Annotated in this window: 18 protein-coding genes and 1 tRNA gene; 9 read left to right on the top strand and 10 right to left on the bottom strand. The window is 74.5% G+C overall.

The features are described 5' to 3' along the window. Window positions 1-88: 88 nt before the first annotated feature. The gene (locus EMA09_RS19250) at window positions 89-715 is read right to left on the bottom strand and encodes a TetR family transcriptional regulator (RefSeq protein ID WP_129842251.1); all 627 of its coding nucleotides are present in this window, start codon (window positions 713-715) and stop codon (window positions 89-91) included. Window positions 716-825: 110 nt separating this feature from the next. On the opposite strand from EMA09_RS19250, the gene EMA09_RS19245 reads away from it, so the two are divergent. Together EMA09_RS19245 and EMA09_RS19240 are read left to right on the top strand one after the other, a co-directional pair. Then, a complete protein-coding gene (locus EMA09_RS19245) occupies window positions 826-1,776 on the top strand; it encodes a zinc-binding dehydrogenase (protein WP_129842250.1) in 951 nt (316 codons plus the stop codon). Window positions 1,777-1,808: 32 nt separating this feature from the next. Continuing rightward, entirely contained in the window at window positions 1,809-2,528 is a 720-nt protein-coding gene (locus tag EMA09_RS19240; RefSeq protein ID WP_240796468.1) for an MOSC domain-containing protein, read from the top strand. Between the two features lie 16 nt (window positions 2,529-2,544). On the opposite strand, the gene EMA09_RS19235 is transcribed toward EMA09_RS19240, so the two are convergent. Both EMA09_RS19235 and EMA09_RS19230 read right to left on the bottom strand, forming a co-directional pair. Then, window positions 2,545-3,870, bottom strand: a complete 1,326-nt coding sequence (locus EMA09_RS19235) for an MFS transporter (RefSeq protein ID WP_129842249.1) — start codon at window positions 3,868-3,870, stop codon at window positions 2,545-2,547. Next, the gene (locus EMA09_RS19230; protein ID WP_129842248.1) at window positions 3,851-4,669 is read right to left on the bottom strand and encodes an alpha/beta fold hydrolase; all 819 of its coding nucleotides are present in this window, start codon (window positions 4,667-4,669) and stop codon (window positions 3,851-3,853) included. Before EMA09_RS19230 ends, EMA09_RS19235 begins: the two co-directional genes overlap by 20 nt. Before the next feature lie 143 nt (window positions 4,670-4,812). Here EMA09_RS19230 and EMA09_RS19225 point away from each other — a divergent pair, with 143 nt between their 5' ends. Beyond that, window positions 4,813-5,220: a hypothetical protein gene (locus EMA09_RS19225; RefSeq protein WP_129842247.1), complete on the top strand. Its 408-nt coding sequence runs from the start codon at window positions 4,813-4,815 to the stop codon at window positions 5,218-5,220. A 255-nt stretch (window positions 5,221-5,475) separates the two neighbouring features. On the opposite strand, the gene EMA09_RS19220 is transcribed toward EMA09_RS19225, so the two are convergent. Next, window positions 5,476-6,858 (bottom strand): cystathionine beta-synthase, encoded by a 1,383-nt coding sequence (locus EMA09_RS19220; protein WP_129842246.1) that lies wholly within the window; start codon window positions 6,856-6,858, stop codon window positions 5,476-5,478. Window positions 6,859-7,019: 161 nt separating this feature from the next. On the opposite strand from EMA09_RS19220, the gene EMA09_RS19215 reads away from it, so the two are divergent. The 3 genes from EMA09_RS19215 (at window position 7,020) to EMA09_RS19200 (ending at window position 9,991) form a co-directional block, all read left to right on the top strand. Then, a complete protein-coding gene (locus EMA09_RS19215; protein WP_129842245.1) occupies window positions 7,020-8,063 on the top strand; it encodes an SGNH/GDSL hydrolase family protein in 1,044 nt (347 codons plus the stop codon). A gap of 635 nt (window positions 8,064-8,698) precedes the next feature. Further along, window positions 8,699-9,619: a hypothetical protein gene (locus EMA09_RS19205; RefSeq protein ID WP_129842244.1), complete on the top strand. Its 921-nt coding sequence runs from the start codon at window positions 8,699-8,701 to the stop codon at window positions 9,617-9,619. 12 nt (window positions 9,620-9,631) lie between these two features. Then, a complete protein-coding gene (locus EMA09_RS19200) occupies window positions 9,632-9,991 on the top strand; it encodes a hypothetical protein (protein WP_240796467.1) in 360 nt (119 codons plus the stop codon). Window positions 9,992-10,096: 105 nt separating this feature from the next. On the opposite strand, the gene EMA09_RS19195 is transcribed toward EMA09_RS19200, so the two are convergent. Further along, complete coding sequence (locus EMA09_RS19195) at window positions 10,097-10,978, bottom strand: Bax inhibitor-1/YccA family protein (RefSeq protein ID WP_129842243.1); 882 nt, start codon at window positions 10,976-10,978, stop codon at window positions 10,097-10,099. Window positions 10,979-11,167: 189 nt separating this feature from the next. Further along, window positions 11,168-11,249, bottom strand: a tRNA-Leu gene (locus EMA09_RS19190). A 414-nt stretch (window positions 11,250-11,663) separates the two neighbouring features. Here EMA09_RS19190 and EMA09_RS19185 point away from each other — a divergent pair. Both EMA09_RS19185 and EMA09_RS19180 read left to right on the top strand, forming a co-directional pair. Beyond that, on the top strand, window positions 11,664-12,443 hold the full coding sequence (locus EMA09_RS19185; protein WP_129842242.1) for an ABC transporter ATP-binding protein: 780 nt from the start codon (window positions 11,664-11,666) through the stop codon (window positions 12,441-12,443). Between the two features lie 58 nt (window positions 12,444-12,501). Next, the gene (locus EMA09_RS19180) at window positions 12,502-15,048 is read left to right on the top strand and encodes an ABC transporter permease (RefSeq protein ID WP_129842241.1); all 2,547 of its coding nucleotides are present in this window, start codon (window positions 12,502-12,504) and stop codon (window positions 15,046-15,048) included. 94 nt (window positions 15,049-15,142) lie between these two features. Here EMA09_RS19180 and EMA09_RS19175 read toward each other — a convergent pair whose 3' ends face one another. The 3 genes from EMA09_RS19175 to EMA09_RS19165 are packed head-to-tail and all read right to left on the bottom strand — an operon-like array spanning window position 15,143 to window position 17,837. After that, entirely contained in the window at window positions 15,143-15,679 is a 537-nt protein-coding gene (locus tag EMA09_RS19175; RefSeq protein ID WP_129842240.1) for a hypothetical protein, read from the bottom strand. Further along, window positions 15,676-17,139 (bottom strand): HAMP domain-containing sensor histidine kinase, encoded by a 1,464-nt coding sequence (locus EMA09_RS19170; RefSeq protein WP_129844130.1) that lies wholly within the window; start codon window positions 17,137-17,139, stop codon window positions 15,676-15,678. Before EMA09_RS19170 ends, EMA09_RS19175 begins: the two co-directional genes overlap by 4 nt. Window positions 17,140-17,156: 17 nt before the next feature. Then, a complete protein-coding gene (locus EMA09_RS19165) occupies window positions 17,157-17,837 on the bottom strand; it encodes a response regulator transcription factor (RefSeq protein ID WP_129842239.1) in 681 nt (226 codons plus the stop codon). Between the two features lie 473 nt (window positions 17,838-18,310). Here EMA09_RS19165 and EMA09_RS19160 point away from each other — a divergent pair, with 473 nt between their 5' ends. Next, entirely contained in the window at window positions 18,311-18,898 is a 588-nt protein-coding gene (locus tag EMA09_RS19160) for a DUF3152 domain-containing protein (protein WP_168220854.1), read from the top strand. 142 nt (window positions 18,899-19,040) lie between these two features. Here EMA09_RS19160 and EMA09_RS19155 read toward each other — a convergent pair whose 3' ends face one another. Then, window positions 19,041-20,327, bottom strand: a complete 1,287-nt coding sequence (locus EMA09_RS19155) for a cyclopropane-fatty-acyl-phospholipid synthase family protein (RefSeq protein ID WP_129842238.1) — start codon at window positions 20,325-20,327, stop codon at window positions 19,041-19,043. Window positions 20,328-20,522: the final 195 nt, after the last annotated feature.

The raw sequence follows: 20,522 nt of genomic DNA, 5'->3' as shown, positions 1-20,522 counted from the left end.
TCCCCGGTGTTTCACCAAGGGCCTGCCCGGTGTCGGCGTGTGCGCACGCGCCGTCACCGGGCGGGCCTTCGTCATGCCGGGCGCCGCCTCAGCGGGCCGTCCCGGGTCCCGCGATGAGCGGCGCCACGGCCGGCAGGGCGTCGAACGCCTCGCGCATGCGGGCGTGCAGGGCGGGCCGGTCCGGCGTCCCGCCCTCGGACCAGCGGGCCAGCGCCCAGTGCCAGGCCGCGAGCAGCACGTCGAGGAGGACGCGGCGCAGCAGCTCCGGCTGCCCCGCGGGCTCGCCGGCGGCCACGAGCCGGTCGGTCACCTCGGCGCAGTGCCGCAGGCTGTGGGCGGTCAGCGCGGGCGTGCGGTCGCACAGCGCGCGGCTGGCGAGGAAGCGGTCCTCCCAGCCCTCCGTCATGTCGTCGACGGCCGCGTGGAGCGCCGCGACGTAGCCGGGCAGCGGGGAAGGCCCCGGCGGTTCGGCCGCGATCCGGGCGGTGAAGGCGGCCCACAGCTCCTTCTCCGGCGCGAGCGCGACGTCCTCCTTCGAGGAGAAGGTGCGGAAGAACGTCCGCTGCGAGACCTCGGCCGCCTCGACCACCTCGTCGAGCGTGGTGGCGGCGAACCCCCGCTCGGTGAACAGGCGCAGCGCCTCTTCCACCAGGGTGCGGCGCGTCCGGATCTTCTTGCGCTCCCGCAGGGTGAGCCCGGTGCCGTCGTCCGTCATGCGGGAATCCTACTGCCCGCTGGTCACCCGCGATTGCCTGTGGCAGGCTTCTGCCGGTCACCGGCACTTCGGTGGTGCCGGCTCACCGTTCCCGACCGGAGGACCGTGCCATGCGCGCCTGGACCATCGACCACTCCGCACCCGGACATCTCGCGCTCGCCGAGGCCCCCGACCCCGAGCCGCGGCCGGACGAAGCGCTCGTGCGCGTGACGGCCTTCTCCCTCAACCACGGCGAGGTCGTCCACCTCCTGCCGGACGCGGCGCCCGGCACCGTCCCGGGCTGGGACGCGGCGGGCGTCGTCGTCCGCGCCGCCGCCGACGGCTCGGGACCCGCCGCCGGCACGCCCGTCGTCGGGGTCGGCGCGGACGGCGCGTGGGCGGAGCTGCGGGCCGTCCGCACCGGGCTGCTCGGCGTCCTCCCCGGCGGCGCCGACCACGGGGCCGCGAGCACCCTGCCCGTCGCCGCCGGCTCGGCCCTGCGGGCGCTGCGCCGGCTGGGTGCCGTGATCGGACGGCGGGTCCTGGTGACCGGCGCGGGCAGCGGCGTCGGCCGGTTCGCGGTGCAGCTCGCCGCGCGCGCCGGGGCCGAGGTGATCGCGACGACGACCGACCCGGGCAAGGAGCCGCTGCTGCGCTCCCTCGGCGCGGACGGCGTGGTCATCGGCGCCGGCGGGCTGCGGGACCTGCGCGGCCCGGTGCACGGGGTGATCGACACGGTCGGCGGGGACCACCTGGTCGCCGCGTTCGCCGCGCTCGCGCCCCACGGCACGCTGGTCGCCCTCGGGCACACGGCGGGGCAGCCCGAGACCTTCCCCGTCGGCGCGCTCGAGGGCCCGCTCGGGCACGACCGCGCGATGACGACGTACTTCCTGCTCGACGACACGGCGGGGCTGGCCGGCGACCTGACGTGGCTCGCCGGGCTGGTCGCGCACGGCGCGCTCGACACCGGCGTCGGGTGGCGCGGTCCGTGGGAGCGCGGCGCCGAGGCGGTCGCCGCCCTCGCCGCCGGCCGTGTCGCGGGCAAGGCGGTCCTGGACGTCGGCGACGCCGCGCGGGCCTGATTCCCGGCGGCCCCGGCCGTATCCTCGGCAGCATGTCCCTCTCCCCGGGCGCGCCCCGCGTGCCGATGCCCCGTGTGCTGCCCCCGACCGTGCTCAGCGTGAACGTGGGCCGGGCCGGCGCCGTCGCGCGCACCGACGCGCCCTCCGGCCTGACCGGCATCGACAAGCGGCCCGTCGGCGGACCGGTCGCCGTCGCCGCGCCGGGGCCGCGCGGCACCGGCGGCAGCGGCCTGGCCGGGGACACCGTGGCCGACCTGCGCTTCCACGGCGGGGACGACCAGGCGGTGTACGCCTACGCGCGCGAGGACCTCGACCGGTGGGAGCCGGCGCTGGGCCGGTCGCTGGCGAACGGCGTCTTCGGCGAGAACCTGACCACCGTGGGCGTCGACCTGGCCGAGGTCCGGATCGGGGAGCGGTGGCGCGTCGGGCGGGACCTCGTCCTGGAGGCCAGCCTGCCCCGCATCCCCTGCCGGACGTTCGCCGACTGGCTGCGCGAGGAGGGCTGGGTGCGGCGGTTCACCGCCGAGGCACGGTCCGGCACGTACTTCCGGGTCATCGCCCCGGGCGAGGTGCGGGCCGGGGACGGCATCGAGGTCGTGCACCGCCCGGACCACGAGGTCTCCACGGGCTTCCTGTTCCGCGCGCTGACGACGGCGCCCGAGCTGCGGCCCCGCGTCGTCGCCGCGGGGGACGCCCTGCCCGCCAAGGAGCTGGCGAAGGCCCGCGCGTGGGCCGCCGCCGCCCCCGCCTGACCGGCCCCGCTCCGGCTCAGGCGCCGCCCGCCCCGGCCAGGGCCGCGTCGATCGACCGCTGCCGCAGGTGGCGCCGCATGTAGAGCGCGAGTACGGCGACCGCGGCGAGCGTGACGGCGTACGGCGCCCGCAGTCCCGCCTCGCGCCCGGCGAACGCCTCGACCGCCCCCACGAGCACACCGGCCGCCGCCATGCCGAGGGGCATGGTGCCCCAGCCGAGGAGGCGGTAGACGCTGTTGACCCGGCCGAGGAGGTGGTCGGGGATCAGCGTCTGCCGCAGCGAGACCGTGACGACGTTCCACATGACGACGCCGAAGCCCGACACGCCCGTCATCACGGCGACCGGCCAGGCGTCCGAGACGACCGCGGCCGTCGCGTACACAGCGGCCTCGACGCCGAGCAGCGCGAACAGCGACCGCGCCATCCCGATCCGCCGCGTCACCCGGCTCGCGAACAGCCCGCCCAGCAGCCCGCCCACGCCGCCGGCCGAGGTGAGGACGGCGAAACCGAGCGAGCCGAGGCCGAGGATCTCCCGCGCGTAGAGGACCTGGACGGCGGCGACGCCCGCGCCCGCCATGTTGAAGACGGCCAGGGAGACGGCGAGCGGGCGCAGCAGCGGGTGCCGCCACAGCCACCGGACACCCTCCGCGATCTCGGCGCGCGCCGACCGCCGGGCGGCGGGGACGCCCGTGCCGCCGGCCCGGAAGCCGCCGCGCAGGGTCAGCAGCAGCACGGCGGCGACGGCGGCCGTCGCGGCGTCGAAGGCGAACGGCAGGGCGAGGGCCACGCCGAGCAGCACACCGGCGACCGGCTTCGCGAAGAAGTCCTCGGTGACGATCTGCCCCGCCATCAGCCGGCCGTTGGCGGCGGCCAGCCGGGCGCGGTCCACGACGGCCGGCAGCAGGACCTGCGAGGTGTTGTCGAAGAGCACCTCGGTGAAGCCCAGCAGCAGCGCGCAGGCGTACAGCAGGGGCAGCGACATGGCGTCGGCGGCGACCAGTGCGGCGATGGCGCCGACGGCCAGCGCGCGGACGGCGGCCATCGCCAGCATGATGCGGCGGCGGTCGAGACGGTCGGCGAGCATGCCCGCCGGGAGGCTGAACAGCAGCCACGGCAGGCGGATCGCGACGCCGACCAGCGCGATGGCGAGGGCGTCGCGGGTCAGGGTCGCGGCGAGCCACGGCAGCGCGACAGCGGTGGCGCCCTGGCCGAGGTTCGCGACGGTGCCGGCGGCCCACAGCCGCAGGAAGCGGGAGCCGAGCCCGCCGCCGCCCGCCGCCGGGACCCGCACGGTCTCCGGCAGGGTGCCGTCCACCGGGGTGTCACGCACGTTCTCGGTCATCGCCGCCTCCCTGGCCGCCTGTCGCGGCGTCGAGGAAGTCAAGCACCAACGGGTTCACCTCGTCCCGCCGTTCCTCGAAGTACGCGTGCCGCGCGCCCGCCACGAGATGCAGGACCGCGCCGGGGATGCGGCCGGCGAGCAGCGGGGCGTTCGCCGCCGGGTTGAACGTGTCGTCCGTCCCGTGCAGGACGAGGGTGGGCGCCGTGACGCGCGGCAGGGCGTCCCACGCGTCGTGCCGCTCGCTGGCCGTGAAGTGCCGGCGGCGCGCGTACAGCGGCATGCCCGGGTCGCCCAGCGTCCCGTACGGGCCGGGGTGGGCCGCGCGCCAGCCCGGCGTGTACATGAGGTCGGCGAGGATGCGGGCGGCCTCGTGCGGGCTCGCGGCGGCCAGGGAACGGCTGATGGCCGCGTCGCGCGGCACGCTGTGCGGGCCGCCCGGCGTCGTGCAGCCGAGGACCAGCCGGCGGACGCGCCCGGGGTGCCGTACGGCGACCCACTGCGCGACCCGGCCGCCCATCGACGTGCCGTACACGTCGGCGCGCTCGACGCCGAGATCGTCGAGGACGGCGATCACGTCGTCCGCGAAGCCCTCGGTGCTGTACGGGTCGCGGGGCTTGTCGCTGTCGCCCGTGCCCCGGTAGTCGAGGACGATCGTGCTGCGGGCGGTGTGGAAGTCGCGGCGGACCGAGTCCCACCAGTGGTGGCTGTTGGCCTGCCCGGCGAGCAGGACGAGCGGCGGTCCCTCGCCCTCCGTCCGGTACGCGATGCGGCAGCCGTCGGACGCGGTCGCGCGGAGCATGGTGTGCCTCTCCCCCGTGGTCGTGGTTCCGCCGTGGATGGTGGCACACCGCCCGCCGCGGCCCGTGGTGCGGGGAACACCTCCATGGGAAGGGGGGCTAGCCCCCGTGTGCAGGGGTGGCGGGCCACCGTAGCGTTGGCCGTATGACGAGTGGCAGTGACCGCGATCCCGATCTCCGCACCGACCTGGACGCAGCGCTCCAGACCCGCAAGGAACTGGGCGAGGCGTACGAGGCGGAGTTGGTGGACGGGTTCCTGGAGAAGGTGGAGCAGCGTGTCGACGCGACGGTGGACAAGCGGGTCCGGCGTCAGCTCGCGGAGCAGCAGATGGTGATCGCGCGGGGCGGCCGGCCGCAGACGCCGGACCAGTACCGGGGGCCGGGGTCCGAGTTCGTCCTGGCGGCGATCTCCCTCGTGCTCGCGATCCCGCTGTCGGCGATCGCCGCGGCGAACTCCGGGCTGAACGGCCTGCTGACGTGCTGGGCGGGCATCGTGGCGGTCAACGGGTTCTACGTCCTGCGCCGCGACCGCCGTCACCCCCCGCAGAACTGACCGGCGCCCCGGCACCGCGGCGGGGAGGAGGAGACGGCGGGGACCGCCGCACCCCGGCGCGAGCGCCAGGGGCGGGACGACGGCGGTCCCCGCGAGGACGCCGGCCGGGTCGGGGCCTGGCGTCCGGGCGACCAGGGAGGTCCGGGAGCCGCTCCGGAGGTCCTTGGTGCCGACACCGACCACTGTGCAGGACCGGTGTTAACGACGCGTTGCCCGGCCGTGACACTTCGGGATCCCCTGCCCGTCCCGCGCGGGTCAGTGCCCCCCGGCGAGGAACGCCAGCAGGTCCTGCCGGCTGACGACGCCCGTCGGCCTGCCGTCCACGAGCACGACGGCGGCGTCGGCGTCCTGCAGGACCGGCATCAGGTCGGCGATCGGCTCGCCCGACCCCACGTGCGGCAGGGGCGCGGCGAGGTGCTGCTCCAGCTTGTCGTCCAGCGCCGCCCGCCGCGTGAACAGGGCGTCGAGCAGCTCCCGTTCCACGACCGAGCCGACGATCTCGGCGGCCATGACGTCCGGATGACCGGCGCCCGGCTTCACCACCGGCATCTGCGAGACGCCGTACTCGCGCAGCACGTCGATCGCCTCGCCGACCGTCTCGTCCGGGTGCATGTGGACGAGGGACGGCAGGTCGCCCTCCTTGGCGCGCAGCACGTCGCCGACGCGCGCGCTCGGCTCGCCGCCCTCCAGGAAGCCGTAGTCGGCCATCCACTCGTCGTTGAAGATCTTGCTCAGATAGCCGCGGCCGCCGTCCGGCAGCAGCACGACGACCACGTCGTCGGGACCGCAGCGGCGCGCGACCTCCAGCGCCCCGACGACGGCCATGCCGCACGAGCCGCCGACGAGCAGCCCCTCCTCGCGGGCCAGCCGGCGCGTCATGCGGAAGGAGTCCTTGTCCGACACGGCGACGATCTCGTCCGTGACGGAACGGTCGTACGCCTCCGGCCAGAAGTCCTCGCCGACGCCCTCCACGAGGTAGGGCCGCCCCGAACCGCCGGAGTACACCGAGCCCTCGGGGTCGGCGCCGACGATCCGCACACGGCCGCCGCTGACCTCCTTGAGGTAGCGGCCGGTCCCGCTGATGGTGCCGCCGGTGCCGACGCCGGCGACGAAGTGGGTGATGCGGCCGTCCGTCTGCCGCCACAGCTCGGGGCCCGTGGTCTCGTAGTGGGAGAGGGGGTTGTTCGGGTTGCTGTACTGGTCGGGCTTCCAGGCCCCCGGGGTCTCGCGGACGAGGCGGTCGGAGACGTTGTAGTACGAGTCGGGGTGCTCGGGGTCGACGGCCGTGGGGCACACGACGACCTCGGCGCCGTAGGCGCGCAGCACGTTGATCTTGTCGGTGGACACCTTGTCCGGGCACACGAAGACGCAGCGGTAGCCCTTGCGCTGGGCGACGATGGCGAGGCCGACGCCGGTGTTGCCCGAGGTGGGCTCGACGATGACGCCGCCGGGCCGCAGTTCGCCGGAGCGTTCGGCGGCCTCGATCATCCGCAGGGCGATGCGGTCCTTCACCGAACCGCCGGGGTTGAAGTACTCGACCTTCGCCAGCACGGTGGCCTGGATGCCGGCCGTCACCGTGTTCAGCTTCACCAGCGGGGTGTTGCCGACCAGTCCGATCATCGACTCGTGATACTGCACCTGGGTATCTCCGCACGTCCGGGGCGCGTGGGCGGGTTCGTCCGCCCCACCGTGAGCACCCTATTGCGTTGCGCGGCGTCCCGCCGTGGGAACCACACAGGTGAGGAATGCGGACGGGACGGACAGGAGGCGTGAGGCTTGCCATGTCGTCAAGGGCGCGGGTGGCACGCAGGATCGCGACCGCGGCGGCGTACGGCGGGGGCGGCGCCGGGCTGCTGGGGGGCGCGGCCGTCGGACTGCTGCTCACCGAGGTCCGGTACGCCCGGCACGCGCTGAGCCGTGGCGCGGACGACGAACCACCGGTCGCCGACGGCCTGTACGGCGCCGCCTTCGCCGCCGCGCCCGGTCCGCCGCTGCGGTTTGCCATGCTCGGCGACTCGACGGCCGCGGGGCAAGGCGTACGGCGCGCGGGGCAGACGCCAGGCGCGCTGCTCGCGGCGGGGCTCGCGGCCGTCGCCGAGCGCCCCGTCGAGCTGCACAACGTCGCGCTGTCGGGCGCCCGTTCGTCGGACCTGGAGCGGCAGGTGTCGCTGCTGCTGACCGAGCCGGGCCGGGCTCCGGTGCCGGACGTGTGCGTCGTCATCGTCGGGGCCAACGACATCACCGGCCGTGTCCCGCCCGCCCGTTCGGTCACCCACCTCACGGAGGCGGTGGCGCGGCTGCGGACCGCGGGCTCCGCCGTGGTCGTCGGCACCTGTCCCGACCTCGGCTCGGTCGAGCCGGTGGCGCAGCCGCTGCGGTGGCTCGCGCGGCGGCTGTGCCGGCAGTTGGCGGCTGCGCAGACGATCGCGGTGGTCGAGCTGGGCGGGCGCACGGTCTCGCTGGGGGCGCTGCTCGGCCCCGAGTTCGCCGCGCACCCGCGGGAACTGTTCGGCCCGGACCGCTACCACCCGTCGGCGGAGGGGTACGCGACGGCGGCCATGGCGATCCTGCCGACGCTGTGCGACGCGCTCGGCGTGTGGCCGCGCGAGGACGAGGCGGCGCTCCCGCCACGGCGCGCGCGCCTGCTGCCGGTGGAGCGTGCCGCGGCGCGCGCCGCGTCCGAGGGGGGTACGGAGGTCAGCGCGGCCGACGGCGGCGAGGGGCGGCACCGGCCGTTCGCGCTGCTGCGGCTGCGGCGCAGGCGGCGGCTGCCCGAGGACGGGGCGGACCGGTGCCCGTCGGGCGCCGCCGGGGAGACCGGGGCCGACGGCCGCGGCGCGTGAGCCCTTCCCCGCCCGCGGCGGGCGCGCGCGAACGCGTCCATCGACCCGCGCCCGGGACCGTACGGCGGTCCTGGCCCCGGGGCGCCGCCACCGGTCCCCGGCGGCGCGCGGGCACGCGGAACCGCTCCCGGGGGCACCGGCTCACCCTGCCGGTGCCTTCCCCGGGCGCGGCGGCGGGCGGCCGCTCGTCAGCGGTCGGACGGCGCTCCTGGGACAGTCGTCCCGCCGCCGGAAGCGTCGGTCCGGCACGTCCGGGCTCGTGCACCCGTTCGGCATGACGGGCGCCCGCATCGGCACTACGCTGATCAACGCGCTGCGGCGGCACGACAGGCAGCCCGGTCGGGAGACCGTGCGGGTCGGCGGGGGCAGGGGCACGGCCCCCGCACGGACGCGGCACCGGTCGGGGCCGGCCGCGGTGACGTACGTCACCGCCGTATATGCAGGCGATACCGAAGCGGCCCCGGGATGTGATGCATCCCGGGGGCACGGAGAAAAGCGCAGCTCACAGCGGTGGCGGGGAGCGCGGATGGACCAATGTCCCGGCCGTCCGATGACGTTCCGCACTGCACGCCGTGGCCCCGCCCCGGAAACCTGGGATAAGAAGTCAGGGACTGAAGAGCACTGGGAGCGAGTCCGTGAGCGCCATATCCGTCATCCTGCTGGTGGCCGCAGGCACCGCCGTGGCCCTGGGCGCGGGAGCCCTGATCACCGCGCGCGGTCTGCGGGCCGATCTCGCCGCGCTCCGCGCCGAGCTGTCCGGCCGCCGTGTGCCGGGCGCCCGGCCGGTGCCGCCCGAGGAGATCCGCCGAGCCGTCGCGGCGGCGCTCGCCGACGAGCGGGAGCGCGAGCTGGCCGAGGCGCGGGCGTACTGGGCGGAGCACGAGGCGGGCGACACGACGGCCACCGGCACGCTCCTCGCGGGCGGCGGCCCCATCGGGCAGGGGACGGGGAGCGCCGACGAGGAACTGCTCGACGCCCTTTTGGAGCGCTACCTGCTGAGCGACTCGGGGCTGCCCGGCGGCCGGGACGGCGCCGCGTTCATCCCGCGCCAGGCGGCGGACGCGCCGGACGCCGCGGACGACCCGGCCGAGCCCGACGACCGGGAGGCGCAGGAGGGCGGCGAGTCCCCCGAGCTGGCGGCCGCCCGCAGGCGGCACCCGTCGCACCCCGGCTACACGCTGTCCGGCGAGCCGGTGGACCGCGCGGCGGCGGCCGAGCGCGCGGCCCGCGAGGAGCACCGGCGCACGGCGGACCGGCTCACGCGGCTCGCGGAGGCACGCACCCCGCTCGCGGACGTGCGTCCCGGGCCGCTCGGGACGCTGGACGTCTTCCTCTTCGCCGACGGCACCACGCTGTGCCTCTCGCCGAGCCACCAGGAGGCCGCGGCCCGGCTGTCGGAGGCCGTGCGGTCGGGGGAGCCGCCGGTGCTCATGGGCGGCTCCGGCGTCTCCGGCGCGTACGCCCTGACGTTCTCCTGCGGCAGCGACAGCGTCTACCTGCTGGCCGACCGCGTGGTGGCGTCCTCGTACCTCAATGAGCACGAGCAGAACGACTAGGCGGGACACCGCATGACGGAGACACCCTCCGCGTCCGCCGGCGCCCCCGGGGACGGGGGCGCCGACGCGCTCGACGCCGCCGTCGACCGGGTCGCCGACCGGCTGCGGACCCTGCCGGAGAGCACGCTGCGCCGCGGGGCCGCGGCGCGCGGCCTGGAACTGGCCCGTGAGCTGGCCCGCCGGGCGCAGGCACTGGAGCGGCCCGGCGCTGCCCCGCGCGAGATGCCCGACGAGGGCCTGTACGTCGTCGGGGACCAGGTGGCCGTCGCGGGTCACGACCTGGCGCACGCCGTGCGCGCCGCCGGGCCGGACCCCCGGGCGGCGCGCGACCTCGCCGCGGCCCTGGAGCTGCTGCGCTCGTTCACGCCGTGACGCCGCCCTGACGCACGACGGCCGGGGACCCCGGCGGAAGACGTGCCTTCCGCCGGGGTCCCCGGCCACTTCGTTCGGAGGTGTACCCGCGCGCGGGCACACCGGTCATTCCCCTTGCAGGATGGCGATCAGCCGGAGGAACTCCAGGTAGATCCACACCAGGGTGAGGGTCAGCCCGAAGGCGGCGAGCCACGCCTCCTTCTCGGGGGCGCCGTAGGCGATGCCGTCCTCGACCATCTTGAAGTCGAGGGCGAGGAAGCAGGCGCCGAGCACGACGCCGATGACGCCGACCACGATGCCGATCGGGCCGGAGCGCAGGCCCAGGCCGTCACCGCCGCCGATCATGGCGGCGATCGCGTTGACCATGCAGAGGACCACGAAGCCGAGGCCCGCCGCGATGGCGAACTGGGTGAAGCGCTGCGTGACCTTGATGATCCGCTGCTTGTACATGAACAGCACCGCGGCGAAGACCGCCATGGTGCCGATCACGGCCTGCATCGCCGCGCCGGGCGCGTACTGGTTGATGGCGGCGCTGATCGTGCCGAGGAACAGGCCCTCGAAGACCGCGTAGGCGACGATCAGGGCCGGGGACGCCTCGCGCCGGAAGGACTGCACCATGCCGAGCCCGAAGGCCACCAGGGCGAACACGACGCCGAGGCCGATCGGCATGTCGGTGAGCCAGGCGGCGGCCGCCGCGATGACGACCGTGCCCAGGGTGATGGCGGTGCGGGAGACGACCGCGTCGATCGTCATCACACCGGGGCGCGCGGGCGCCTGCGGCGGCATGAGGCCGCCGGCGGGGGCGCCCTGCGGCTGGGCGTAGGGGTTGGCCGGCTGCGCATACGGGTTGCCCGGCTGCGCGTAGGGGGTGCTGGGGCCGCCCGCGTAAGGATTCCCGGTCTGCGGCTGCGGTCCGGCGTTGAAGCCGGCGTAGCCGCCGTCCCGACTGAACCCCCGACGCGTGAAGACCGGGTTGCTACTCCTCATCTCACTCCTCCATGGCCGCACGGCACGGCCTTGACTACCAGAGTAATGCGTTGGCAAAGAACGCACGGTAGTGCAGTGAGGCAAACGAACGGAAGGCCGTGGGTGTTCCCGTACGGCATCGATACGCCGGACACGCCGCCGGAACGCCGCGCCCGCGGGTGGGCGGCATCGGGACCCGTCGCTTGGGGATGCCCGGAGCCGGATTCGAACCGGCACGACCCGAAGGCCAGCGAGTTTTAAGCTCACCGTGTCTGCATTCCACCATCCGGGCACAGATCCCGAAGCCGTACCGGGCACATGCGCGCCAGCGCTCCCGACGAGCTTATCCGGCCGGTTCGCCCGAACACCTTTGCCCCGTACGGTTGTTGTCTGATTTTATGAGCCGCTGACGCTTCATCAGGCCCGGACCGTGTGGCCACGGGCCGTTTCGGTCCGGTCACCCGGACGGCTGACCGTCCGAGGAATGACGCAAATCAACCCTCCGCGTCCCTCCGCGCACTCAGGGGTGACTACGACTCCAGGAGGAGACGACGGCCTCCGGAGTCCATCCGAAGAACTCATGGAAAGAGCACGATGACGGATCGCGCTGCGTGCGGGCCGTGGCCGAGGATGGAGCGTGTTGTCACCGTGCCGGTCGTGGCGCGGTGTCCGGAAGAACCGCAGGCCCCACGTGTCAGGAGTACCCGTGTCCACGTTCACCACCGCCACCACCCCGGCGTCGACCGCGGCGGTGGCCGCCCGCGCCGTCGACCTGACCAAGGTCTACGGCCAGGGCGAGACCCAGGTCGTGGCGCTCGACCATGTGTCGGTGGAGTTCCGGCGGGCCGAGTTCACGGCGATCATGGGGCCGTCCGGCTCCGGGAAGTCCACGCTCATGCACTGCATGGCGGGTCTGGACACCGTGTCGGGCGGCTCGGCCCGCATCGGTGACACGGAGATCACCGGGCTGAAGGACAAGAAGCTCACGCAGTTGCGGCGGGACCGGATCGGCTTCATCTTCCAGGCGTTCAATCTGCTGCCCACGCTGAACGCGCTGGAGAACATCACGCTGCCGATGGACATAGCCGGCCGCAAGCCCGACCGGGAGTGGCTGGACAAGGTCATCTCCACCGTCGGTCTCGCCGACCGCCTGAAGCACCGGCCCGCCCAGCTCTCCGGCGGACAGCAGCAGCGCGTCGCCGTCGCCCGCGCCCTCGCGAGCAGGCCCGAGATCATCTTCGGCGACGAACCCACCGGCAACCTCGACTCCCGCGCCGGCGCCGAAGTCCTCGGCTTCCTGCGGAACTCCGTCCGCGACCTCGGCCAGACCGTCGTCATGGTCACCCACGACCCCGTCGCCGCCTCCTACGCCGACCGCGTCGTCTTCCTCGCCGACGGCCGCATCGTCGACGACATGGCCGACCCCACCGCCGAGGCCGTCCTGGAGCACATGAAGCGCTTCGACGCCAAGGGCCGCACGAGCTGATCCGGCCCCCGGACCGCCCCCACCCCGCCCCGCAGCCACCACCTTCCGGAAGACCACCATGCTGAGAACCGCCCTGCGCAACGTGCTCGCGCACAAGGCGCGCCTGCTCATGACGACGCTCGCCGTGCTGCTCGGCGTCGCGTTCGTCGCGGGCACCCTCGTCTTCACGTCCACCCTCTCCGAGGCGTTCCAGCGCAGCGCGGAGAAGGGCCTCGACGACGTGGACGTCGCCGTGCAGCCGGACGACGACAGCGACGCCGCCGAGGAGACGCCGGGAGCGGCCTCCGACCTCCCCCAGGAACTGCTCGACTCCCTCGGCGCGCTGCCCGGCGTGGCGTCGGCCACCGGCAGCGTCAACGGCTTCGCCGCCCTCGCTGACAAGGACGGCGACCTCGTCGGCGCCGGCTGGGACACCACCGGCACCAACTACTACGCCGGCCCCGACGGCACCGGCACGGACGACCGCTACCCGATGGACGAGGGCCGTGCCCCGGCCGGCGAGGGCGAGATAGCCATCGACGCCAGGACGGCCGAGCGCACCGGGTACGCGGTGGGCGACACCGCCCGGCTCTCGGTGGACGGCCCGGTCCGCGAGGAGACGATCACCGGGATCTTCACCACGGACGACGGCGCGGTCGCGGCCGGCGGCGCGATGGTCCTCTTCGACACCGCCACCGCGCAGCAGCTCTACACCGCGCCCGGCGAGTACAGCCGCATCGTGCTGCGGGCCGAGCAGGGCACCTCACAGGAGGAGCTGAAGACGGCCGTCGAGCCGCTGCTGCCCGCCGACGCCGAGGCCATCACCGGCGACCAGGCGGCGAAGGACCAGGCCGACAGCATCGAGGCGGCCACCAGCGGCATGCGGACCGCGCTGCTCGGCTTCGCCGGGGTGGCGCTGTTCGTCGGCATCTTCATCATCGCCAACACGTTCACCATGCTCGTCGCCCAGCGGACGCGGGAGCTGGCGCTGCTGCGCGCGGTGGGCGCGAGCCGGCGGCAGGTCACACGGTCGGTGCTGATCGAGGCGTTCGTCGTCGGCGTCGTCGCCGGCGCCGTCGGCCTCGCCGTGGGCATCGGGGTGGCGGCCGGCCTGCGCTCCCTCATGGGCTCGGCCGGCATCACGGTCCCCGACGGGCCGCTGATCATCTCGGGCTCCGCGGTGGCCGCCTCGCTGATCGTCGGCGTCGGCATCACCATGCTCGCTGCCTACCTGCCCGCGCGGCGGGCCGCGAAGATCCCGCCGGTCGCCGCCATGAACGCCCTGCACGCCGTGCCCACGGCGCGCGGCCTCCTGCTGCGCAACACCATCGGCGCCCTGTTCGCGGCCGCCGGCGGCGCGCTCGTCGTGGTCGGCATCGGCGCCGACGACAACGGCGCCACGATGGGGCTCGGTGCGGCGCTGCTGGTCGTCGGGGTCTTCGTCCTCACGCCGCTGCTGTCCCGCCCGGTGATCGCCCTGGCCGCTCCCCTGGTCCGTGTCTTCGGCGTCTCCGGCCGCCTGGCCCGGCTCAACGCGGTCCGCAACCCGCGCCGCACCGCCGCGACCGCGTCGGCGCTGATGATCGGGCTCACCCTGATCACCGGCATGACCGTGATAGCGACCTCCCTCTCCCACGCCATCGACAAGCTGGCGGCCGAATCCCTGAAGAGCGACTACGTCGTCTCCATGGCGAACTTCACGCCGTTGTCCCCGGAGATCGGGGAGACCCTGGCCGAGCTGCCCGAGGTGACCGCCATCAGCGGCCTGCGGAACTCGCCGGCGCTCTACGAGGGCGACGACGACACCCAGTACCTCACCGGTGTCGACGGCTCCGCCATGCCGGACCTGGTGAACCTCGACTTCACCACCGGCTCGTGGGACGACCTCCGCGGCGACGCGGTGGTCGTCGACACCGACACGGCGGAGAAGCACGGCTGGTCGGCCGGCGACACGTTCACGGCCACCTTCGAGGACGGGGAGACGGGCACGCTGACCGTCGCCGGCCTCTACGAGGGCAACGCGATGATCACCGGCGTCATGATCGACACGGCCGCGCTCGACCCGCACCTGGACCGCGTGTGGGACATGCAGGTCATGCTGCGCATGGACGACGGCGTCAGCGACGCCGCGAAGGACCGGCTGGAGAGCGCCCTCGGCGACAACCCGGCGATCCTCGTGCAGGACCGCGACGACATATCCGAGGACATCGCCTACATCTTCAACCTCCTGCTGAACATGCTCTACGGCCTGCTGGCCATGGCGGTGATCGTGGCCGTCCTCGGCGTCATCAACACCCTCGCCATGTCGGTGTTCGAGCGCCGCCAGGAGATCGGCATGCTGCGGGCGATCGGCCTCGACCGGCGCGGCACCAAGCGGATGGTGCGGATCGAGGCGGTCACCATCGCCCTGTTCGGCGGCGTGATGGGCGTGGGGCTCGGCGTCTTCTTCGCCTGGGCGGTGGGTCAGCTGATCAGCGACTCCCTCGCCACCTACACGCTGACCATGCCGTGGACACGGCTGATCGTCTTCCTCGTGCTCGCCGGCGTGGTGGGGGTGCTGGCCGCCCTGTGGCCGGCGCGCCGCGCGGCCCGGCTGAACATGCTGGAAGCCATCAAGGCCGACTGAGGCCCGCTTCGCCGCCTCCCCGCCCGGCGCCTCCGGCGACCGGACGGGGAGGCGGCGCGTGAGGGCCGGGGTCTGCCCCAGCGGACCCTAGGGCCTAGCCGGGGCAGGACGAGTCGTCCTGCGCGATCTTCCAGTCCCGGCCGCTGACCTCGACGGTGATCAGGTCGGACATCGGCCACGCGGAACCGCTCTCCGTCGGCTCGGCGGCGAACGGTTCCGCGGCGCGGAGGGCCGCCGCCGCTGTGCAGACGAGCTGCCGCATGGCGGTCCTCGACAGCGGAGCGGCGCCGGGGAGCACGATGGACACGGTGAAGACGCCCGTCGTGACGGTCGCGTCGCCGGCCAGGTCGGGCAGCCGCGTGACGACCCGGCCGCTCTCCTCGGCGCGGGGACCGTCCAGGAGGAGGGCCACGACGGTGGACACACCGGCGGGCCCGTCGGTCCCGCGGGGCGTGGCCACCAGCGACCCGTCCGTCGGCGACACGAAGTACACGAAGGTCTCGGCGAGCATGCCCGTCGCCGGGGCACCGGCCTGGATGACGCCGGACGGCGGCACACCGCACGCCGCGAGCAGCGCGGCGGCGGGCAGGCAGCCCAGCGGCGCGAGTGAACGGGAGCGGGGGCGTCTCATGCGCGCCGCACCGGGAGTTCGACGGTGAAGACGGCTCCGCCCCGCGGCCTGTTCGCCGCGTGGACCCGCCCGCCGTGCAGGTGGACGTTCTCCGCGGTGATGGCCAGGCCGAGGCCGCTGCTCTCGCTGCGCGCCCGGGTGGCGTCCGCCTTGTAGAAGCGCTCGAAGATGTGGGGCAGGGCCTCCTCGGGAATGCCGCGCCCCTCGTCGGCGACCTCGATGATCAGCCACGCCCCTTCCGTACGGTCGTGCCGGACGCCGAGCGAGACCCGCACGGGCGCGGCGCCGTGCCGCAGCGCGTTGCCCACCAGGTTCGCGACCACGACGTCGAGCCGGCGCGGATCGAGCCGGGCCCGCAGCGTACCGGGCGCGGGCAGCCGGGCCACCACCCGCTCGTCGGTCCAGCCGCGCGCGGCCAGCGTGCGGCGCAGCGACTCGGCCACGTCGATCTCGTCCAGGGCGAGCGCCGCGGCGCCCGCGTCGAACCGGGACATCTCCATCAGGTCCTCGACCAGTCTGCTGAGCCGCGCGGTCTCCTCGCTGATCAGCCGCACCGCGTCCCCGGTCTCCGGGTCGAGCCGGGGCGCCCCCTCGTCCAGCACATCGGTGACGGCCGCCATCGCGGCCAGCGGCGTCCGCAGCTCGTGCGACACGTCGGCCGCGAAGCGCCGGGCCTGCACCTCCAGCCGCCGCAGCTCGGCGACCGACTGTTCGAGGGCCGCCGCCGTGTCGTTGAACGTCCTTGAGAGTTCGGCGAGTTCGTCGGACCCCTGCACGTCGAGCCGCACATCGAGGTGGCCCTCGGCCATCCTGCGGGTCGCCCCGCGCAGCGCGCGCAGGGGCCGCAGCACCCCCCTGGCCGCCAGCAGCGCGAGCAGGACGGCCCCGCCGAGCGCGTACACCGTGGCGTGCTCGACGGCGGCGATGATGGCCTGCACATACGCCTCTTCCGTGTCCTGCGGGACGACGAGGTAGAACGCGACCCCGGAGAGGTACGACCCGCCGGACGCCGACGCGTAGGTGACCGGCAGCCCGACGACCAGGAAGGGCCGGCCGTCGGCGTCCACCCGCTGGAAGACGGCCGAGGCCCGCTCCGCCACCGCCTCGCGCAGCTCGGGGCTCAGCCTCGCGAAGGCGCCGTCGGGACCCGAGGCGGCACGGGTGTCCTCGTAGGTGGCGAGCACCTGCCAGCCCTGCGACCGGTGCGCCCGCGCCACGGAGTCGACGAGGGCGGTCAGCTCCTCACCGGTCGGGGCCGAGGGCACGCCGGGCGCGAAGGCGTCGATGCTGTCGCGGAACTGCTCGATCACCACGTCCTGACTGCGCTGCAGCACCCCCGTGCGCGCCTCGCGGAAGGCCAGCAGCCCGGTGCCGAGGGCGCTGACGGCGGCGACGACGGCGAAGCCGACGACGAGGCGGACCCGCAGCCCGCGCAGGAACCGCACCGCCTTCGCCCACATGCCGCCGCCCCCGGGGCTCACGAGGTCCGGAAGCAGTAGCCGAAGCCGCGCACCGTCCGGACGTACCGGGCGGCGCTGCCCAGCTTCCCCCGCAGCCGCTTCACGCAGGCGTCCACCAGCCGTATGTCGCCGTGGTAGTCGTGCTCCCAGACGGCTTCGAGGAGCTGCTGGCGGCTCAGCACCTGGCCTGGCGACGCGGACAGCGTCAGCAGCAGGCGGAGTTCGGAGGGGGCGAGTTGCAGCTGTGCGCCCTCGTGGGAGACGACGAGGCCGGTCCTGTCGATCGTCAGCGTGCCGTGCGTCTCGGGCAGGGGCCGTATGCCCTCCGCGACGGTGGGGCCGATACGGCGCAGCACCGCCCGTATCCGCGCGTCGAGCACCCGCGCCCGCACCGGCTTCACCACGTAGTCGTCCGCGCCCGCCTCCAGGCCGACCACCATGTCGACGTCGTCGCCCCGCGCCGTCACCATGATGATCGGGACCTGGTCGCGCTCCCGGATGCGGCGGCAGACGTCGAGGCCGGAGAGCCCCGGCAGCATCAGGTCGAGGACGACGACATCGGGGCGCGCGGACGCCAGCCGCGCCAGTCCCTCCTCGCCCGTCGTGGCGGCGATCACGTCATATCCCTGGTGGCCCAGAGCCAGTTCGACGCCCTTGCGGACGGCTGGGTCGTCTTCGACGAGCAGGACTCGGGGCATGCGCCCCAGTATGCGGGGCGTCCGGGGCGGCGGACGGAGGCGGGGTCGGCTGCCCGCACGGCACCGCTGTTGCGTTTCCGTGACCTTCCGATCCAGGAGTGATCATGTGGAGGGCGCAGGCTCGGGAGCATGCACTCCCGGAAGAAGCGCAAGAACGCCCCGTCGGCACCCGTGGGCCGCCGCGCGTCGCAGGGCCGCCGCCGTGCGCGTGCCCGCCGGCGGCGCCTGGTCACCGTGCTGCTCGCGGCCTGCGCTGTCTGCCTCGCGGGGTCGGCGTTCATGTACCTCCGGGACGGCGGCACGGGCACCGCCGCGTCCGGCCCGTCGGCGACCGGCGGCACGGCGACGACGCCGGAGGCGCGTATCGAGGGCGTGGAGAGCAGCCCGGAGGCCGATCCCGAAGGGAGCGCGGACGCACAGGAGGACGTCACCCCGAGTGACGACCCCACGGACGAGGACCCCCGGAGGACGACATACCCGACGAGGAGGACATACCGACCTCGGGGACCGGCGAGTTCCTCACGGCCGAGGCGTCGGGCGAGACCGTGGGCAGCGGCAGCACGCTCCGCCGCTACAAGGTCCAGGTGGAGGACGGCGCGGGGGTCGACCCCGAGGAGGCGGCGGCGGAGATCGAGGGAATCCTCGCCGACCCCCGCGGCTGGACCACGGACGGCGTCAACTCGTTCCAGCTCGTCTCCGGGGACAGCTACGACTTCGAGGTGAAGATCGCGACCGCCGACACGGTCGACACGATCTGCGGCCAGTACGGCCTCGACACGCACGGCGAGGTCAACTGCGCGGTCGGCGACCAGGTCATGGTCAACCTGAAGCGCTGGCTCACCGGCTCGCCCCAGTTCGACGGCCCGCTGCACGAGTACCGGGCGCTCATCATCAACCACGAGGTCGGCCACCGCATCGGCCACGGCCACGAGACCTGCCCGGGCGAGGGCATGCCGGCACCGGCGATGATGCAGCAGATCGACGGCCTCAAGGGCTGCGTCGCCAACGCCTGGCCGTACGACGAGAACGGCAACTACCTCTCCGGCCCGTCCGTCCCCTGACCGCGCGCCGCGGCCCATCGGGCCCTGGGCCGGGTGGCGCTTCGCGCGGCTGCCGCCGGACGAACAGGTGGTCGAGGAGATCGTCTTCGAGACGGACGCCCCGGCCCGCGCGGCGCGTGCCCGCGCGGGCCGGGGCGCCGGATCAGGCGGCCCGTTCCACCCAGGCGCGGGGCCGCAGCGGGAGGACGGACGCCCCACCGGCCGGCGGCCGGACCGCGAGGACCTGGTTGACACCGATCCTGCCGCGCTCGAACGCCTGGGCCGACGCCGCCATGTACAGCCGCCACACGCGGGCGCGCCCCGGGCTGGTGAGGCGCACCGCCTCGTCCCAGCGCGCCTCCAGGTTCCGCACCCAGTGGCGGAGCGTCAGGGCGTAGTGCTCGCGCAGCGCCTCGGCGTCCCGCACTTCGAAGCCGGCGCGTTCCAGCAGCGACACCGTCCGCCCCACGGGGGCGAGTTCACCGTCGGGGAAGACGTAGGCGTCGATGAACGGGTCGGCCCGGTAGGTCCGTTCGTCCTCCAGCGGGCGGCGGGCGATCTGGTGGTTCAGCAGCCGGCCGCCGGGCCGCAGCAGCCCGAGGAGGCGGTCGGCGTACTCGCGGTAGCGGGCGGCGCCGACGTGCTCGGCCATGCCGATGGAGGAGATCGCGTCGTACGGGCCGTCCGCCGTCTCGCGGTAGTCCTGCACGCGGATCTCGACGCGGTCCTCGAGACCCTCCTTGGCGACGCGTTCGCGCGCGTACGCCGCCTGCTCGGCGGAGAGGGTGATGCCGACGGCCCGCACGCCGTACTCGCGCGCGGCGTGCAGGACCATGGAGCCCCAGCCGCAGCCGACGTCGAGGAGCCGCTGCCCCTCGCGCAGGCCGAGCTTGCGGCAGATGAGGTCGAGCTTCGCCGCCTGGGCGTCCTCAAGCGTCGTGTCAGGGGTGCCGAAGACGGCGCACGAGTACACCATCGACGGGCCGAGGACCAGCTCGTAGAAGTCGTTCCCCACGTCGTAGTGGTGGCTGATGGCGGCACGGTCGCGGCGCAGGGAGTGCAGGGCGCCGGTGCGGCGGGGCACTTCCTCCGGGGGCGGCGGCAGCGGCACGGGGACGACGGGGCCGATGAGGGAGATCAGTTCGCGGGCGATGGCGGCCCTGCGGCCGGCGGGGAGGGTGAACGGACGGGCGCCGACGAGGTCCGTCATCCGCTCCAGCGCGTCGTACAGGTCGCCCTCGACGTCGAGTTCGCCGGCGACCCAGGCGCGGGCGACGCCGAGTTCGCCGGGCCGGAAGAGGAGGCGGCGCAGGGCGCGCCGGTGCCGTACGACGAGGACCGGGCCGTCCTGCGGTCCCGCGGTGCTGCCGTCCCAGGCGCGCAGACCGATGGGTGGCGGTCCGCCGAGAACCTGTTCGATGAGCGCGGCCAGCCGAGGAGCTACGGACATCCGGACACACCTCCATAAAAGGGAACGATCAGATTCTCTGCATCTCCGAGCACTCAGATGATCCGAAACGCCCGGGGAAACAGATGCATTCCACACCTATGGACCGTCCGGAGGAAGGACGCGTGACGACGACGGAGGGGGCGGAACGGCGTGTCGCCGTTCCGCCCCCTCGGGGTCGTGCGTACCGCGCGGACG

The sequence above is a fragment of the Streptomyces sp. RFCAC02 genome, from assembly GCF_004193175.1.
In the GTDB taxonomy this organism is placed as follows: domain Bacteria; phylum Actinomycetota; class Actinomycetes; order Streptomycetales; family Streptomycetaceae; genus Streptomyces.
The sequence above is the reverse complement of the archived record's forward strand: the minus strand, read 5'-3'. Positions and strand labels throughout refer to the sequence as shown.

Bases quoted from the DNA above. Each gene is read 5' to 3' on its own strand.
- EMA09_RS19245 (WP_129842250.1), top strand. From the start codon at position 826: ATGCGCGCCTGGACCATCGACCACTCCGCACCCGGACATCTCGCGCTC.
- EMA09_RS19200 (WP_240796467.1), top strand. From the start codon at position 9,632: ATGACGGAGACACCCTCCGCGTCCGCCGGCGCCCCCGGGGACGGGGGC.
- EMA09_RS19170 (WP_129844130.1), bottom strand. From the start codon at position 17,139: ATGTGGGCGAAGGCGGTGCGGTTCCTGCGCGGGCTGCGGGTCCGCCTC.
- EMA09_RS19180 (WP_129842241.1), top strand. From the start codon at position 12,502: ATGCTGAGAACCGCCCTGCGCAACGTGCTCGCGCACAAGGCGCGCCTG.
- EMA09_RS19175 (WP_129842240.1), bottom strand. From the start codon at position 15,679: ATGAGACGCCCCCGCTCCCGTTCACTCGCGCCGCTGGGCTGCCTGCCC.
- EMA09_RS19230 (WP_129842248.1), bottom strand. From the start codon at position 4,669: ATGCTCCGCGCGACCGCGTCCGACGGCTGCCGCATCGCGTACCGGACG.
- EMA09_RS19225 (WP_129842247.1), top strand. From the start codon at position 4,813: ATGACGAGTGGCAGTGACCGCGATCCCGATCTCCGCACCGACCTGGAC.
- EMA09_RS19155 (WP_129842238.1), bottom strand. From the start codon at position 20,327: ATGTCCGTAGCTCCTCGGCTGGCCGCGCTCATCGAACAGGTTCTCGGC.
- EMA09_RS19250 (WP_129842251.1), bottom strand. From the start codon at position 715: ATGACGGACGACGGCACCGGGCTCACCCTGCGGGAGCGCAAGAAGATC.
- EMA09_RS19195 (WP_129842243.1), bottom strand. From the start codon at position 10,978: ATGAGGAGTAGCAACCCGGTCTTCACGCGTCGGGGGTTCAGTCGGGAC.
- EMA09_RS19165 (WP_129842239.1), bottom strand. From the start codon at position 17,837: ATGCCCCGAGTCCTGCTCGTCGAAGACGACCCAGCCGTCCGCAAGGGC.
- EMA09_RS19235 (WP_129842249.1), bottom strand. From the start codon at position 3,870: ATGACCGAGAACGTGCGTGACACCCCGGTGGACGGCACCCTGCCGGAG.
- EMA09_RS19240 (WP_240796468.1), top strand. From the start codon at position 1,809: ATGTCCCTCTCCCCGGGCGCGCCCCGCGTGCCGATGCCCCGTGTGCTG.